15 protein-coding genes are annotated in these 14,021 nt (G+C 68.4%); 9 read left to right on the plus strand and 6 right to left on the minus strand.

The window, feature by feature from the left end; genetic code table 11:
• Nucleotides 1-27 precede the first annotated feature (27 nt).
• A complete protein-coding gene (locus EV192_RS06335; protein ID WP_132111927.1) occupies nt 28-597 on the plus strand; it encodes an HhH-GPD-type base excision DNA repair protein in 570 nt (189 codons plus the stop codon).
• 65 nt (nt 598-662) lie between these two features.
• Nucleotides 663-857, plus strand: a complete 195-nt coding sequence (locus EV192_RS06340; protein WP_132111929.1) for a DUF1918 domain-containing protein — start codon at nt 663-665, stop codon at nt 855-857.
• On the opposite strand, the gene EV192_RS06345 is transcribed toward EV192_RS06340, so the two are convergent.
• Nucleotides 770-1,975, minus strand: a complete 1,206-nt coding sequence (locus tag EV192_RS06345) for an MFS transporter (protein WP_243726656.1) — start codon at nt 1,973-1,975, stop codon at nt 770-772. The genes EV192_RS06340 and EV192_RS06345 overlap by 88 nt on opposite strands.
• A 226-nt stretch (nt 1,976-2,201) precedes the next feature.
• Nucleotides 2,202-2,567 carry a DUF4267 domain-containing protein gene (locus tag EV192_RS06350; RefSeq protein ID WP_132111931.1) on the minus strand — a complete coding sequence of 122 codons (366 nt, stop codon included), beginning with the start codon at nt 2,565-2,567 and terminating at the stop codon, nt 2,202-2,204.
• 84 nt (nt 2,568-2,651) lie between these two features.
• Between EV192_RS06350 and EV192_RS06355 the strand changes: the two genes are divergently transcribed.
• Nucleotides 2,652-3,212 (plus strand): TetR/AcrR family transcriptional regulator, encoded by a 561-nt coding sequence (locus tag EV192_RS06355; RefSeq protein WP_132111933.1) that lies wholly within the window; start codon nt 2,652-2,654, stop codon nt 3,210-3,212.
• Here EV192_RS06355 and EV192_RS06360 read toward each other — a convergent pair.
• The 3 genes from EV192_RS06360 to EV192_RS06370 are packed head-to-tail and all read right to left on the minus strand — an operon-like array spanning nt 3,191 to nt 5,997.
• Nucleotides 3,191-3,787, minus strand: a complete 597-nt coding sequence (locus EV192_RS06360) for a class I SAM-dependent methyltransferase (RefSeq protein WP_243726657.1) — start codon at nt 3,785-3,787, stop codon at nt 3,191-3,193. The genes EV192_RS06355 and EV192_RS06360 overlap by 22 nt on opposite strands.
• A gap of 18 nt (nt 3,788-3,805) precedes the next feature.
• Nucleotides 3,806-5,176 (minus strand): serine/threonine-protein kinase, encoded by a 1,371-nt coding sequence (locus EV192_RS06365; RefSeq protein ID WP_165960227.1) that lies wholly within the window; start codon nt 5,174-5,176, stop codon nt 3,806-3,808.
• A gap of 11 nt (nt 5,177-5,187) precedes the next feature.
• Entirely contained in the window at nt 5,188-5,997 is an 810-nt protein-coding gene (locus EV192_RS06370) for a metal-dependent hydrolase (protein ID WP_132111939.1), read from the minus strand.
• Between the two features lie 158 nt (nt 5,998-6,155).
• Here EV192_RS06370 and EV192_RS06375 point away from each other — a divergent pair, with 158 nt between their 5' ends.
• The 4 genes from EV192_RS06375 to EV192_RS06390 all read left to right on the plus strand — a co-directional run bounded on the left by EV192_RS06375 (nt 6,156) and on the right by EV192_RS06390 (nt 9,311).
• Complete coding sequence (locus EV192_RS06375; RefSeq protein ID WP_132111941.1) at nt 6,156-7,370, plus strand: NADP-dependent isocitrate dehydrogenase; 1,215 nt, start codon at nt 6,156-6,158, stop codon at nt 7,368-7,370.
• A gap of 215 nt (nt 7,371-7,585) precedes the next feature.
• Nucleotides 7,586-7,933, plus strand: coding sequence for an SH3 domain-containing protein (locus tag EV192_RS06380; protein WP_243726658.1), 348 nt, complete (start codon nt 7,586-7,588; stop codon nt 7,931-7,933).
• 39 nt (nt 7,934-7,972) lie between these two features.
• The gene (locus tag EV192_RS06385; protein ID WP_132111943.1) at nt 7,973-8,512 is read left to right on the plus strand and encodes a hypothetical protein; all 540 of its coding nucleotides are present in this window, start codon (nt 7,973-7,975) and stop codon (nt 8,510-8,512) included.
• A 10-nt stretch (nt 8,513-8,522) separates the two neighbouring features.
• Nucleotides 8,523-9,311, plus strand: a complete 789-nt coding sequence (locus EV192_RS06390; RefSeq protein WP_132111946.1) for an exodeoxyribonuclease III — start codon at nt 8,523-8,525, stop codon at nt 9,309-9,311.
• Between the two features lie 3 nt (nt 9,312-9,314).
• On the opposite strand, the gene metG is transcribed toward EV192_RS06390, so the two are convergent.
• The gene (metG, locus tag EV192_RS06395; protein ID WP_132111948.1) at nt 9,315-10,676 is read right to left on the minus strand and encodes a methionine--tRNA ligase; all 1,362 of its coding nucleotides are present in this window, start codon (nt 10,674-10,676) and stop codon (nt 9,315-9,317) included.
• Between the two features lie 214 nt (nt 10,677-10,890).
• On the opposite strand from metG, the gene EV192_RS06400 reads away from it, so the two are divergent.
• Together EV192_RS06400 and EV192_RS06405 are read left to right on the plus strand one after the other, a co-directional pair.
• On the plus strand, nt 10,891-13,407 hold the full coding sequence (locus tag EV192_RS06400) for a bifunctional FO biosynthesis protein CofGH (RefSeq protein WP_132113088.1): 2,517 nt from the start codon (nt 10,891-10,893) through the stop codon (nt 13,405-13,407).
• A gap of 216 nt (nt 13,408-13,623) precedes the next feature.
• Nucleotides 13,624-13,929 (plus strand): hypothetical protein, encoded by a 306-nt coding sequence (locus EV192_RS06405; protein ID WP_132111950.1) that lies wholly within the window; start codon nt 13,624-13,626, stop codon nt 13,927-13,929.
• Nucleotides 13,930-14,021 lie beyond the last annotated feature (92 nt).

A 14,021-nucleotide genomic window follows, 5' to 3' on the forward strand; every position in this document is an offset into this window, starting at 1 on the left:
CGCCGCCGCTCGTGCCAGGATGACGGCATGCCGAAAGCACTGCGCCTGACTGGCAACCCGGACGCCGACAAGCTGCTGAGCAAGGATCCGTTCGCGCTGCTCACCGGGCTGCTGCTGGATCAGCAGTTCCCGATGGAGCATGCGTTCGCCGGCCCGCAGAAGATCGCCGACCGGATGGCCGGGTTCAGCATCACCAAGATCGCGGACGCCGACGTGGAGGAGTTCGTCGAGCTGTGCGTGCAGCCGCCCGCGATCCACCGGTACGGCGGCTCGATGGCCCGCCGGGTCCACGCGCTGGCCCAGTACGTCCTGGAGCACTACGACGGCAAGGCCGACAAGATCTGGAAGTCCGGCAAGCCCGACGGCAAGGAAGTACTCAAGCGGGTGAAGGCGCTTCCCGGATACGGCGACCAGAAGGCCAGGATCTTCGTGGCGTTGCTCGGCAAACAGCTGGGCGTCACCCCGGAGGGATGGCGTGAGGCAGCCGGTGCGTACGGCGAGGACGGGTCACGGCGTTCCATCGCCGACGTCACCAGTCCGGAAACCCTGGCGGAGGTCCGGGCCTTCAAGAAGGCGGCCAAAGCCGCCGCGAAGTGACACCTGGTTGGCGGAACGCCGCGGCGGGAGAGTTCGCGACACTCTGGTGTGGAGGTGAACCACCTATGCACGCGACTGCGGGTGATCGGCTTCTCGTCCACGGCAAGAACGTGGGCCTTGCCGAACGGCACGGTGAGATCATCGAGGTGCGGGGGCCGGACGGCTCGCCGCCTTACCTCGTGCGGTTCTCCGACGGGCACGAAGGACTGGTGTACCCCGGTCCGGACTGTGTGGTGGAGCCGGCCGACTCCGAACGCTGAGTCGCCACAACCAGAACAACCAGGGCGACGGCGGCGACAGCCGCCGCCACGGGCCCGAGCGCGCGTGTCCCGGAGAACTCGATCACCAGCCCACCGGCCACTCCGGACAGTCCGATACCCAGGTAGATCGCGGCCGCGTTGACCGCGAGCACCAGGCCTGCGGTGGTCGGCGCGATGTCCACCAGCCGGTGTTGCATCGGTGGGTTGATCGACCACACCGACATCCCCCACAGCAGCAGGATCACCACGGCGCCGGCCACGCCGGTCGCCGCGAACGGCAACACGGCCATGGTGACCACGCAGCCGGCCAGCGACACGATCAACGGCCCCCTGGTGCCCAGCCGGTCGGTCACCCGCCCACCGGCGATGTTCCCCAGCACCCCGCCGAGGCCGTAGACGAACAGCAGCAGGCTGATCATCCAGCCACTCACACCGGTGACGTCGTTGAGCAACTCGGTGAGATACGTGTACACGCTCACGCCGGCGATCGACACCAGCAGTGTCACCACAAGCAACGGGAGAACCCGCCTGTCGGCGACGACCCGCAGGCGCTCCCGCAACCCCACGGCAGGCGGCGCCGCGACAGACGGAACGACCAGACGGACACTGACGGCCGCGATCGCGATCAACCCCGCGACCAACGCGAACACCCCGCGGTATCCCAGAGGTTCGGCCAGCAGACTGCCCAACGGGATCCCCACGACCAACGCCATCGTGAGGCCACCGAACACGGTCGCGATGGCGCGCGCCCTGCGCTCCGGCGGGTTCAACTCCGTCACGACTGTCGTCGCAGTCGGCGTGTACACGGCCGCGCCGAGCGCGGTGACTATGCGCGCGATGAAGAGCGTCACGTAGTTGGGCGCGATGGCGGCGAGAGCGTTCCCCACAGCCATGACGGCCATCGCGACGACGAGCAGCCGTCGCCGTTCCCACCGCCCGGTGGCCGCGGCCAGCAAGGGAGACGCGACGGCGTACGTCAGTGCGAACGCGGTCAGCAGTTGGCCCGTCGCGGTGACCGACACGTGCAGCTCGGCGGACACCTCCGGCAGCACCCCGGCGATGACCTGGGCACTCGTGCCCGCCGCGAACGTCCCGGTGGCCAGCAGATGGTTCCGCACTAGCTCACGACCTCAGCCAAAGCGGGGGTGGACGGTTCGGGTGACCAGGCCATCCCGGGCCAGCCGGTATCCACCAGGTACCTACCTCCCACCAGTGTGCCTTCTTACGGCGGATACTAGCTGGGCGATGGCGCGCACACCGCCGCTCGCCGGAGCGGCCCAAGCGCACCAACTGAGCGAAGCCGGCCGGATGAGCGGCAAGATCGTGCTGGTAGCCGGGACTGGGCTAACCGGCCAGGAACAGCACGCCGCCGATGATCACCACGAGCGCGGTCGCGCCGTGGATTCCGTAGGCGGCGGCTTTGCTTCCTCTGTTCCGCAGGATTGTCATGGCGTCGCCGGTGGGGGTGATCGCGGCGGCGAGCATCAGGTAGCCGGCGACTTCGAACTGTCCCAGGGCCAGCGGGATCAGGACCGACAGGCCGGAGACGACGTCCCGGATCCCTTTCAGGTTCAGCCACGACGTCTCGTTCGGCCAGGTGGGCAGGCCGAAGGACTTCGCTGTCCGCGCCGGGGCGAGCAGGTACTGGCTGCCCACGAAGATGATGCCGAGGCCGGACAGGATCGCGATGCCCATGGCGATGTAGTGCATGCTCGTTCTCCTAGCGGTGCTAGATGTTAGAGCGACGCTAACACAAGCAGCGCTCTGTGCGCTAGCGGTGCTAGGATTCCTAGTGTGTCCGTCCAAGCACGCCGCGAGCGGGAACGCGCCAGGCGGCAGCAGTTGATCATCACGACCGCGCGGGACCTGGCCGAGGCGGAGGGGTGGGACGCGGTCACCACCCGCCGGCTGGCCCAGCTGATCGAGTACAGCCAACCCGTGCTCTACAGCCATTTCGCGGGCAAGGACGCGATTGTCGGCGCGGTCGCGCTTGAGGGGTTCGCCGAGCTGGCGGCGGAGCTCGGCCGGCGCCGAGGGCTGGAGCCGCTGGTCCGCGCCTATGTCGACTTCGCCGAAGCCAACCCGGCGGTGTACGACGCCATGTTCACGCTGTCGACGCCGCTGCGGTTCGCGCAGGAGGAGACTCCGGAGCCAATGAAGGCGGGGTTCAACGCGATCCTGGAGGTGCTCCGGCCGCTCGCCGGCGAGAAGGATCTCGGCATCTTCACCGAAGTGGTGTGGAGTGCGCTACACGGCCAGGTGATGTTGACCCGCGGCGGCCGGACGCCCAAGGAGAGCCAGCGCAAGCGGCTGGCCATGTTCGTCGACCTGGTTCACGCCGGAGCCGTGGCGTAGACGAGGAAGGCCACGCGCCCGCTCGACGCCTCGATGCGGTGCGCGACCGGGTTCAGGTAGCCGGTGGCGACCGCCGCGGCTTCCGCCACAGTGGTCGGCAGCGCCAGGTCGGTGGCGACGAGCGGGGCGAACGCGCTGGACGGGGTGAACGTGGTCGCCAGCGGCAGGCTGAACGCGATCGTCCCGCTCGGCCGTAACACCCGCAGCCAGTCCTTCAACGCCGCGTTCCCCAGGAAATGCAGCGAGGACGCACACACCACGAGGTCCGCGCTCGCGTCGGGGACAGGCGCGGGCACGGCCGGCGCGACCTGCCACCTGATCTTGCCCTCCGGGTCCTGCACCGCGGCCTTCTCCAGGGCGCGGGCAATCATCCCAGCGGACAGGTCGACCGCCACGACATCGCGCGCGCCCAGGTGCTGCAACGCGGCGAACGCGGCCGCGCCCGTCCCGGTGGCGATGTCGACGACCAGGTCCGGGGTGGGCGCGTCGGCCAGTCCGGCGACCAGCTTCTCCGCGACCACCTGGTGGAACAGGTCATCGTCGTAGTGAGTGGCGATCTCGTCGAACACGTTCACCCGGCGGATGGTAATCGGTCACCCGGTAGTGAAGCTCGCGCCCGAGTGTTGACCGCCCTTGCCCGATCCGATGCAGTAGAAGTACGGCCGGCCGTTGGTACCCGCTCTGGACGGCAGCACCGAGATCGACCACCCGTCCGTGGTGGCTCCCGGGTGCGTCCGGGTCCGCATCACGTCCGCCGTACAGACCTTGGTGACTTCCGGCAGACGGACGATGTCGGACTGTTGGAGGTCCATCGCGTCGTCCGGCAGCCAGCCGCCGGCGAACGCCTCCCAGTAGTGCGGCACCTCGCACCGGGCGCTGCCCGCCGACGCCGGTTTGCCGCCGATGACCACCGTCCCCTGGAAGCAGGCACTGGCGGCCATGCAGTATCCGACGTCGCACGGCTTGAGCCTCGGCGGCGGCGGCACGGCTGGTTCGGTCGTCGATGAGGCACTGGCAGGTTCGGTCGGCGGCGCCGCGTCCTGAGTGACTACCGGCTTGTGGGTCAACAGCAGGAAGACGGTCACGGCGGCCAGTACGGCCAGGACCACGGCCGCCGCGGGCCACAGCCATCGTCGTGGCTTGACGACTGGGACCGGTGCGGCGCCACGGAGTTCGTCGGCGAAGAGCCCTGCGCTGGGCGTACGGGCTGATGACTCCGCTGCGAGTGCCCGGATCAGCGCCGCGTTCACGTTCGGCGGCGCCCCTTTGATGGGCTGGATCTCGCCGCGCAGCGCGGTTGCCAACTGGTCGAGCGAGGTGGCCGGCCAGGGGATGTCACGAGGATTGCGGCCGGTGGCGATGGTGTAGAGGGTCGCGGCGAGCGAGTACACGTCCGCGGCCGGGGTCGGCGCGCTCCAGGCGAAGGCTTCGGGCGCCGCGTACGAGGGACTCAACGCGCCCAACGTGATCGTGGCCTCCTGGGCGTCCAGGATCGCCGCGAGCCCGAAGTCCGCGAGCTTCACCGCGCCGAAGCCGTCGATGAGCACGTTGGCCGGCTTGATGTCCCGGTGCAGCACACCGGCCGCGTGCGCCTGCCCGAGCGCGTCCGCGAGTCGCAGCCCGATGTCGACCACGCGCTCGACGGGCAACGGACCCTCTCGCGCGAGCAGGTCCGCCAGCGACCCGCCTGAGCACAGCTCCATGACGATGTACGGCCGGCCATCCGTGGTCACGCCCGCGTCGTACACCGAGACCACGTGCGGGTGACCGGACAGCCGGGCCGCGGCGCGCGCCTCACGGAGGAACTTGTCGCGTTCGGCTTGGGCGTTCAGCACCCGGTTGTCCAGCTTGACGGCCACGTCCCGGTCGATCCGGACCTGCCGGGCCCGGTACACCACGCCGAAGCCGCCGCTGCCCAGCTCACCGGTGATCGCGAGCCCCGGGATGTCCGGTAATCCGTCCACGGCGACACAGCCTATGTCCAGGGCAGCAGCTTCACTCCACCGAGGAACGGCAACGCGCCGGTGTGCTGCAGGGCGGCGAGGCCCAGCCAGATCGACAACAGCGTGATGATCGGCGCCACGATCACCAGCTCGACGGTTCCGCCCGTGCGCATCCGCATGATCTTCGGCGGTGCCACCGGGTACCAGGTCTTGCCGCCCAACGGGATCGGCCACAGCATCGGGCAGCCCTGTTCGGTGATGGCGTCCCCGAGGTAGTGCGCGACGCATCCGATGCCGACCGCCACCCCGCACGCGGCCGCGTTGGCCGACGTCCGGTCCGTCCACATCAGACATAACGCGGTCAGCGCGATGGACGCGACGGTGATCACCAACGCGTCGTTCCTGCCGTCCCACTTGTGCAGCACGCCGCGGATCGCCAGGCCGCAGAACACGAACATCAGGACGGGCAGCGCCCACTTCTGGCTGGCCAGCACCACGGACGTGGTGATGATCGCCGCGACCACGGCGAAGAACACGGTGTGGGTCAGGCCGCGGTGGCCGCCGTGCCGGTTGGCGTCCCGTCTCGTCCGGGTCAGCCGGTACACGCCGTGGCTCATGCCGTGCAGCAGGCTGGAGAAGCCCTGGCTGATCGAGCCGAACGTGCGGGAGATCGTGGACGACGGGTGGTCCAGGTCGGGCAACAGCGCGCCGCCGGTCGCCAGCACCGCCCCGACCACCCAGGCGCGCGGGCTGAGCTGCCCGATCGCGTGGTCGGTCGCGAGCGCGGTCACGGCCGACCACACGAGTAAGCCGCTCATCGCGTGCGTGGGTCCGGTCGCCATGAGTTCCCCCTCAGGAAGATCGACTGAGGGAGCCTACCGAGCCGGGCATACCATCCGGTCCAAGTGACGGCCGCGACACGGCCACCAAAATGAGCCAGTACGCTTGTACTGTTAAATCGACTCAAGGACGAGATATCCCGGGAGAGGAACCCAGGCAGATGGCCAAGATCAAGGTCGAGGGGACGGTCGTCGAACTTGACGGCGACGAGATGACGCGCATCATCTGGCAGTTCATCAAGGACAAGCTGATCCACCCGTACCTGGATGTCGACCTCGACTACTACGACCTGGGCATCGAGCACCGGGACGCGACCGACGACCAGGTCACGGTCGACGCGGCCAACGCCATCGCCCGGCACGGCGTCGGCGTCAAGTGCGCCACGATCACCCCGGACGAGGCGCGGGTCGAGGAGTTCGGCCTGAAGAAGATGTGGCTGTCGCCGAACGGCACCATCCGGAACATTCTCGGCGGCGTGATCTTCCGCGAGCCCATCGTCATCTCGAACATCCCGCGGCTGGTGCCGGGCTGGACCAAGCCGATCATCATCGGCCGCCACGCCCACGGCGACCAGTACAAGGCGACCAACTTCAAGGTGCCCGGCGCCGGTGAGCTGACCATCACGTTCACCCCGGCGGACGGCTCCGAGCCGATCCAGCACGTGGTCGCCAACTACGGCCCGGACGGCGGCGTCGCGTTGGGGATGTTCAACTTCAACAAGTCGATCGAGGACTTCGCGCGCGCGTCCCTGCGATACGGCCTCGAGCGCCAGTACCCGGTGTACATGTCCACCAAGAACACCATCCTCAAGGCGTACGACGGCGCCTTCAAGGACATCTTCCAGCGCGTGTTCGAGGAGGAGTTCAAGGCGGACTTCGACGCCAAGGGCCTGACCTACGAGCACCGGCTGATCGACGACATGGTCGCGGCCGCGCTGAAGTGGGAGGGCGGCTACGTCTGGGCGTGCAAGAACTACGACGGTGACGTCCAGTCCGACACCGTGGCGCAGGGCTTCGGCTCGCTCGGCCTGATGACGTCCGTGCTGATGACACCGGACGGCAAGGTCGAGGCGGAGGCCGCGCACGGCACCGTGACCCGGCACTACCGCCAGCACCAGGCCGGCAAGCCGACGTCCACCAACCCGATCGCGTCGATCTACGCCTGGACCCGTGGCCTGGAGGCCAGGGGCAAGCAGGACGGCACGCCCGAGGTCATCGGCTTCGCGAACACCCTGGAGAAGGTCGTCATCGAGACCGTCGAGAGCGGCAAGATGACCAAGGACCTGGCCCTGCTGGTCGGCCCGGACCAGCCGTGGCAGACCACCGAGGAGTTCCTGGCCACGCTGGACGAGAACTTGCGGCGCAAGATGGCGTGAGCTTGAACAAGGGTTGAAGACCAACTGGTGAGCCCCCGTGAGTCGACCGTGAACCGAGACTCGCGGGGGTCACTTGTGCGACCATGGTGACTACTGACAGTGGTGGATCGCTGAGCCGGTGGACTTCACCGGGTGCATCTTCCGCTCAGCGGTTCTACCCGACGGCAAGCTGCGATATACGTGGTCATGGTTGATCACTGAGCCAGGACGGGAGCGTGGGTGTCGTGCTGGGCCTGCCCAAACGAACGCTGATAGTCATCGCCGTGCTGGTCGGGGTCATCGTGTTGTACGTGATCGGCAGCAACAAGCAGGCCGGTAACGCCAACAACGCCTCGCCCACGACCCCGGCGGCGAACGCCTCGCAATGCCGGGTGACGGTCACCGCGGACGTCCTGAAGGTCCGCGCGGCACCGGACGTGAAGTCGGCACAGGTCGGCAGCTACAAGCAGAAGGCCGAGGTGGACGCCGAGAAGGTCACCCAGAACGGCTTCCGGAAGCTGTCCGAGGGCCACTGGGTGTCGAACGACTTCGTCAAGCCGATCGCCGGCCGCGACTGCGGCTGATCGCCGGACACGTACCCGGCGTTCCGTTACGGTGTGCCGGTGCGTTTGCTGATCAGTGCCGCCGCCGTCCTAGTACTGGTCGCCGGGTGTGCGAAGAGTGTCCAGGGCACGGCGCTGCCCGCTGACGACGTCGTCGCTACCACGGGCAGCAGCCGCCCCTCGTTGCCCAGAGTGACCGGCTCCCGCACACCCCCGTCGAGCGGCTCGACGTCCGCCTCGGGCGACGGCGGGTCGGTTTCGGTGAGCGCCCTGCAGGGACACTGGGAGGGCACGTACATCTGTGGGCAGGGCGAGACCGGCCTGAAGCTGGACATCGGCGCGGCGGACACGATCGGCACGGCCGAGGTGACCTTCACCTTCTTCCCGCTGGCCAGCAACCCGCAGGCGGCGTCCGGCAGCTACGTGATGAAGCTGAGCGCGACCGCCGGCCAGTTGAAGTTCGTCCAGGACCACTGGGTCCAGCGGCCGAACGGGTACGACATGGTCGACCTGCTTGTGCAGGGTCAGCCCGAGTCGGACACGATGGACGGCAAGGTGGTGAACGCGTCATGCAGCACGTTCACCGTCACCCGCAAGTGAGGACACACCTGTGCTGACCGTTTCGACGGTGAACGTCAACGGCCTGCGCGCGGCCGCGCGCAAAGGCTTCCGGGAATGGCTCGCGTCAACGGCAGCGGACGTCGTGTGCCTACAGGAGGTCCGCGCGGTCGAGGAGCAACTTCCCGAAGGAGTATCGGACGGCTGGTTCGCCACGTACGCGCACGGCCCGAAGGGACGCGCTGGTGTCGCCGTCTACACCCGCGCCGAGCCGTCGGCGGTCCGCGTCGGCTTCGGTACCGCCGAGTTCGAGGACAGCGGCCGGTACGTGGAGGTCACCCTCCCTGGGATCGTGATCGGCAGTGTGTACGTCCCCAGCGGCGACGTGGGCACCGAACGGCAGGAGGAGAAGAACCGGTTCATGGCCGCGTTCCTGCCGTATCTCGCCGAACTGAGCGAGAAGGCGTCGACCACCGGCAGCGAGGTGCTGGTCTGCGGCGACTGGAACATCGCCCACCGCGACCTGGATCTCAAGAACTGGCGCGGCAACCGCGGCCAGTCCGGCTGCCTGCCCGAGGAACGCGCCTGGCTCGACTCGATCTTCGCCGACCTCGGCTATGTCGACGTGGTCCGCGCCGAACACCCGGACGTCCCCGGTCCGTACACCTGGTGGAGCTACCGCGGCAAAGCCTTCGACCACGACACCGGCTGGCGGATCGACCTCCAGGTCGCCACCCCTGGCCTGGCCGCCCGCGCGACCACAGTGGACATCGAGCGGGCGGCGTCGTACGGCGAGCGCTGGTCCGACCACGCGCCGGTGACGATCACGTACTCCGACTGAGGGCTATCCCAGTCGGGGGAACGCTTTGGGCTCGTTCAGGACTCGGGCCGCTCCGCCGGGGATGAACGCGGACAGTTCGTGCGCGATGCTCCGGCACGCGCCGCCCAGACCACTGAGGACTTCCTCTCGTTCGGAACCCGCCAACTGCCAAGGCTTTGACGTCTCTATCACTCTGTTCGCGTCGTCGACGGCCGTGCTGATCGCGCCGGTGGCCGCGCGGAAGTCGAAGTCGGCCAACGCTTTGTCCACTTTGGTGGACAGGGCGATGTCGGGGCCGGTGGGGATGGTGCCGGCCAGGCCGCGGACCCGGTTGAAGAGGTTGCCCACACCGTTGGCGAGGTCCTTGTTGTAGCGGTCGACCAGTCTTTCCTCGGTGAAGTCCGTGTCGCCGACGCGGGCTGGGTCGGCGAGCAGCCACCAGCGGAGTGCGTCCGTGCCGTACTTCGTTGCGAGGTCCGCCGGGGTTGTGGTGGCGTTGCCGAGGGATTTGGAGATCTTGGTGCCGGCGACCGCCAGGTAGTCGTGCACGAAGATCGCGGTGGGCAACGGCAGTCCCGCGGACAGCAGCAGGGCCGGCCAGTACACGGCGTGGAACCGGATGATTCCCTTGCCGATCACGTGGGTTCGGGACGCCTGGTCCCACCAGCGCGTGAAGTCCTGGCCCTGCAGTGCCGTCACGTAGTTGGCCAGGGCGTCCCACCAGACGTAGACCACTTGGGACTCGTCGCCCGGCACCGGGATGCCCCAGCCGCCGGACCGGGCCGCCGGGCGGGACACGCTGATGTCCGACAGTCCCGCGCGCACAAAGGAAAGCACCTCGTTGCGGCGGGCGGCCGGCTCGATCCGGATGTCGTTCTCCAGTGCTGACAGGATCCGCGACTCGTAGCGGGACAACCGGAAGAACCAGTTCTCCTCGGACACGACCTCCGGTGCGGTGCCGTGCTCCGGGCACACCGAGTCGGTCACGAACTGTTCACAACCTTGGCAGTACAGGCCCGAATAGGACTTTCGGTAGAAGTCGCCGCGGTCGGCCGACGCCTGCCACAGGCGCTCGACCCCGGAGGCGTGCCGGGCGTCGAAACCTGTTCGGATGAAGTCGTCGTAGGAGACGTCGAGGGGTTCGCGAAGTGCGGCGAACCGTTCGGTGTTCGCCGCGACGAACGTGCGCACGTCGACGCCTGCCGCTCGGGCCGCTGTCACGTTCTTGTGGGCGTTGTCGTCCGTGCCGGTGAGGAACCGGACATTCGCGCCGCGCAGGCGCTGATGTCGGGCGAGCACGTCGGCCTGGACCAACTCCAGGGCGTGACCGAGGTGAGGTTCGGCGTTGACGTAGGGAATGGCCGTGGTGACGTAGAAGTTCCGCACAGTGACCTCCGGGTGGACGGACCGGCCGCCCGGAGTCGGTACCCGGTGGCGACCGGGTACCTGGTTGCGATCAGCGCATGCCTGAGGACCCCGGGAAGGGGGCCATCATCGACCGCGCGTTGTTCCGCATGGGTTTGATTATACTGATCACACCAGGGAATATCTCGCTTGAGAACTCTTGGTCGCCTAGGCTAATTCGGTGGCTATCGAACTGATGATGACCCCGCCTGAGCCCCAGCCGAGCGATGCCGCGATGCGGCGTGCGCTGCGGCGGGCTGGCGACGGATCTACGCTGGACCTCACCGAGGCCACGGTGTTGCTGCACGCGCGCGGCGAGCAGCTGGACGAGCTGATGGCGGCGGCGGCCCGGGTCCGGGACGCACACCTGCGTGCCGAGGGCCGTGTGGGGATCGTCACCTACAGCGGATCCGTGTTCATACCACTGACTCGACTTTGTCGTGATCGTTGTCACTACTGCACGTTCGCGACCGTCCCGCACCGGCTGCCGGCCGAGTACCTGGAACGCGACGAGGTACTCGAGATCGCCCGGCAGGGCGCCGCGGCCGGGTGCAAGGAAGCCCTGTTCACGCTCGGCGACCGACCGGAGGATCGCTGGCCGCAGGCCAGGAAGTGGCTCGACGAACGCGGTTACGATTCCACTTTGGACTATGTGCGGGCGATGGCCGTCGCGGTGCTCGAGGAGACCGGTCTGCTGCCGCACCTGAACCCGGGCGTGCTGTCCTGGGAAGAGCTGTCCCGGTTGCGACCGGTCGCGGCCAGTATGGGCATGATGTTGGAAACCACGGCCCACAGGCTGTGGAGCGAACCGGGCGGCCCGCACTATGGCTCACCGGACAAAGAGCCGGCGGTCCGGCTGCGCGTGCTCACAGACGCGGGCCGGGTCGCCGTGCCGTTCACCACCGGCATCCTGGTCGGCATCGGCGAGACGCTCACCGAGCGCGCCGAGTCCCTGCTCGCGATCCGCGGCATCGCCCGGCAGTACGGGCACATCCAGGAGATCATCGTTCAGAACTTCCGCGCCAAGCCGGACACGGCCATGCGCGGCATGCCGGACGCGGACCTGCACGAACTCGCCGCGACCGTGGCCGTCGGCCGGCTGCTGATGCCGCCCGGCGTGAGCGTCCAGGCCCCGCCGAACCTGGTCGGCGACGAGTTCCAGCTGCTGCTGCGGGCCGGCGTCGACGACTGGGGCGGCGTCTCACCGGTCACCCCCGACCACGTCAACCCGGAGCGCCCATGGCCGGCGCTGGACGCGCTGCGGGCGGAGACCTCCACAGCCGGCTTCGAGCTGCGCGAGCGGCTGCCGGTGTACCCGCGGTTCCTGCGGGGCGCGCCCGGCCAGTGGACCGACATCCGGATCGCCGAGCACATCTCGGCCGTGTCCGGGCCGGACGGCCTGGCCACCGATGTGCACCCGGTCGGCCTGCCGTGGCAGGAGCCGGACGGCGGCCTGGACACCGTCGGCCGTGCCGACCTGCACGCGACGATCGACACCGTGGGCCGTACGGACGACCGCCGTGGCGACTTCGACTCGGTGTACGGCGACTGGGACGAACTGCGCAAACAACTGCCGATCGTGCCGGAACGCCTCGCGTCGGACGTGAAGGCGGGCCTGGCGCTGGCGGAGTCGAACCCAGGTGCGTTGCTGGACCCCGCGAACGCCGACCTGGCACTGGCGTTGATCACGGCGGAAGGCGACGCGCTGGAGACGATGGTCCGGCTGGCGGACGCGGCCCGGCAGGACGCGGTCGGCGACGACATCACGTACGTGGTCAACCGGAACATCAACTTCTCGAACGTGTGTTACGTCGGCTGCCGGTTCTGCGCGTTCGCGCAACGGGAGCGGGACGCGGACGCGTACCGGCTGTCGGTGGACGAAGCCGCCGACCGTGCGCTGGAGGCGTGGAACGACGGCGCCACCGAGGTGTGCATCCAGGGCGGGATCGACCCGAAGCTGCCGGTCACGTACTACGCCGACCTGGTGCGCGCGATCAAGGCCCGGGTGCCGCGGATGCACGTGCACGCGTTCAGCCCGATGGAGATCGTCAGCGCGGCCTCCAAGGCAGGCGTGAGCATCCGCGAGTGGCTGACGGACCTGCGGGACGCCGGGCTGGACACCATCCCGGGGACGGCCGCGGAGATCCTCGACGACGACGTCCGGTGGGTGTTGACCAAGGGCAAGCTGCCGGCGTCCACCTGGATCGAGGTCGTGTCGACCGCGCACTCACTGGGCATCCGGTCGTCGTCGACGATGATGTACGGCCACGTCGACCACCCCGGGCACTGGCTGGCGCACCTGCGCACACTGGCCCGGATCCAGGACTCCACTGGTGGCTTCACCGAGTTCGTGGCGTTGCCGTTCGTGCACCGTAACGCGCCCATCTACCTGGCCGGTGTGGCCCGCCCAGGGCCGTCACGGCGGGACAACCGCGCGGTGCACGCGATGGCCCGGCTGGGGCTGCACGGGCGTATCCCGAACATCCAGTGTTCGTGGGTGAAGCTGGGCGAGGACGGGACCGCGGAGATCCTCAACGGCGGCGCGAACGACGTCGGCGGCACGTTGATGGAGGAGACGATCAGCCGGATGGCCGGGTCCGAACACGGCTCGGCACGCACGGTCGGTCAGCTCCACGAACTGGCCGCCCTGGCCGGCCGGCCCGCACGACAGCGCACGACTACGTACGGCTCGGTAACCGCTGCTGCGCGTTGACGCAGGTAACCGCCTTGCGTCCGGCACGGCGGGTTCTTGATCGACACCCCGGCGCACCCTCTGCTCGAACGGGCGATAACCTGCGACACCGCAAGAGGGTGTGTCGGGGAAAGTCTCGATACTTGACACACTCGGTAGCTTTTTCTCGGCTCGGTAGCAACCGTGTCCCTCGATCGGGGGGCGCCAGGTCGGTCGTGTGTCGCAGGAGGCGAACCAGTGCGTAACCGGGTGGCTGGCCGCAGGACCCGTTCGCTGGTGAAGAAGATGATGGCCGTCGCCGGCCTCATGCTCGTGGTGACCGCCCACGCCGCCGCGGCGGCCCAGAACGGCGGCATCGACAGCAACATGTCCACCACCATCGCCGGCCCGGTCGGCATCACCGCCGCCGCGCTCGGCATGATCGGGCTGCTGCTCGGTCTTTGGCGGTTCGTCCGCAAGTCGGCCAAGGCTCGCTTGGCCGCCCGAATCCAGGCAGTGGAGCCGCAGCAGCCCGCTCCGGTCGGGGCTTCTCAGGGCGCCTGACACACTTCGGCTCTCAATACGAAGGACTTGCCCAGCCTGTCGCTTACATAGAGTGCACCCTGGCTACGGGCTGTAGTGTTCTCGCTATAGCA

Origin of the sequence: Actinocrispum wychmicini (assembly GCF_004345645.1) — a bacterium.
In the GTDB taxonomy this organism is placed as follows: Bacteria; Actinomycetota; Actinomycetes; order Mycobacteriales; family Pseudonocardiaceae; genus Kibdelosporangium; species Kibdelosporangium wychmicini.